The sequence below is a fragment of the Frankia sp. AgKG'84/4 genome (assembly GCF_023242965.2).
Classification (GTDB): Bacteria; Actinomycetota; Actinomycetes; order Frankiales; family Frankiaceae; genus Frankia.
The window spans coordinates 1-1,978 of the sequence record NZ_JALKFU020000973.1 but is presented as its reverse complement, the minus strand read 5'-3'; the positions used below and the strand labels follow the sequence as shown (position 1 = coordinate 1,978).

Annotated in this window: 2 protein-coding genes; both read left to right on the top strand. The window is 72.0% G+C overall.

Going from position 1 to position 1,978, the window contains the following annotated elements:
• On the top strand, nt 1–1,375 hold a 1,375-nt coding region (locus MXD58_RS26505), incomplete at its 5' end, for a DNA recombination protein RmuC (RefSeq protein ID WP_250610503.1).
• A gap of 215 nt (nt 1,376–1,590) precedes the next feature.
• Nucleotides 1,591–1,978 (top strand): DUF6542 domain-containing protein (locus MXD58_RS26500; protein WP_374616677.1); only part of this gene is annotated, 388 nt, incomplete at its 3' end.

The following is a 1,978-nucleotide window of genomic DNA, read 5'->3' as shown; positions in this document are numbered from 1 at the left end:
CGCCCAGCTCGCCGAGTCGGACGTGTCGGGCCTACGCACGGCGCTGGAGTACGAGCGGCGGTCCGGGGCCGAGCGGGTGGCCCTGGTCGAGCAGAGTCAGGACCGGCTCGCCGAGAGCTTCCGGGCGCTGTCCGCGCAGGCGCTGGAGGGCGCCAGCCGCCAGCTGGTCGAGCTCGCCACCGCCCGCCTCGACGAGGCCGGCACCCGCGCCCGCGGCGATCTCGACGCGCGCCGGACCGCCGTCGAGAACATGGTGACGCCGATGCGCGACGCGCTCGGGCGGATGGAGGGCCGGCTGCGCGAGCTGGAGACGGCGCGCACGGAGGCGTACGCGGCGCTCGTCGAGCAGGTCCGTTTCGCCCGGGAGGCGTCGGAGAGCCTGCGCTCGGAGACGGCATCGCTGGTCACGGTGCTGCGCCGGCCGGAGGCCCGCGGGGCGTGGGGCGAGATGCAGCTTCGCCGGGTCGCCGAGGTGGCCGGCATGCTCAACCGCTGCGACTTCACCGAGCAGATGACCGTCGAGGGTGACGACGGGCCGCTGCGGCCCGACATGGTGGTGCATCTCGCCGGCGGGCGAAACGTCGTGGTCGACGCGAAGGTGCCGCTGACGGCGTTCCTGGACGCCGCGCAGAGCAACGACGAGGACTACCGTGCCGGCCGGATGGCCGCCCATGCCCGGCACCTGCGCGCCCATGTCGACGGGCTCGCGGCGAAGTCCTACTGGCGGCGGCTGCCATCGTCGCCGGAGTTCGTCGTGCTGTTCGTGCCGGCGGAGGCGCTGCTCGCGCCGGCGCTCGACCACGACCCCGGCCTGGTGGAGCACGCCGCCGGCCGCAAGGTGATCATCGCGACGCCGACGACGCTGATCGCGATGCTGCGCACCATCGCGCACGCCTGGACGCAGGAGGCGCTGACCGCCCGCACCCAGGACATCTTCGAACTCGGCCGGGATCTCTACACCCGGCTGGGCACCCTCGGTGAACATCTCGACCGGCTCGGCCGCTCGCTGGGCCGCTCCGTCGGGGACTTCAACGCCGCCGTGGGCTCGCTGGAGAGCCGGGTGCTGACGCCGGCGCGCCGGCTGGCCGCGATGGAGGTCGTCGAGGTGCCGCTACCGAGCCCCCGGCCGGTGGAGACCGGCGTGCGCCCGCTGTCCGCCGCCGAACTACTCGCCGGGCGGGAGCACTGGGCCACCGATGGTCATCCCGAGGACGGGGGGCGGCTCGGCCCGGTGACAGATGTCGCGCATCAGACCGAGGGGTACGCCGAGCCGAGGACATCGGGGGCAAACAACCAGAAAGACAATGATTGCACGACGCAAAGCAGTGATCCGGCCACCGAAAGTTCCGGTATGCGGCTCGATGCCGGCGCGTGATGCATCGTCCTGACGCACGGGTAATCCGCGGGCGGTACCTTGCGTTCGTGAGTGTGCCGCCGCATCGGCAGTCAGCCGGACCGCCCGGCCGATCCGCGCGCGCCGAGAGGTACGACGATCCGTATGGTCGCGGCTCTCGCGGTCGGGGCGGCGGGGCGCCGTCGACGCTTTTCACCGGCAGTCGCCGCGGGTTGACGGCCCTCGGTACCGCGATCGTGGTGCTCGTCGTCGGCAGCATCGGGGCGGCGGCCGACTCGGTCGTGTTCGGATCACTCACGTACCTGTTCGCGGTGCTGTTCGTCGGCGCCTGCGTGATCGTGGCCATCCGCGTCCACAGCGACGATCTGATCGGCGTTGTGATCATGCCACCGCTGGCGTACGCAATCATCGTGACCGGCGTGGGCTATCTGGATCCCTCCACCGGGGACGGCAGTTCGGGGCTGCGAAACAAAGCGATCGATATCGGCTCGGAAATGATCTTGCACGCGCCGGTACTGCTGACCGCCTTCCTGCTGGTCGTCGTCATCGCGGCGTTCCGCGGCCGGCGGGCACAGATCGCCCGGCGGGAAGCGGCAGCGCGCGCTCGCCCAACCCCCAGCCGCC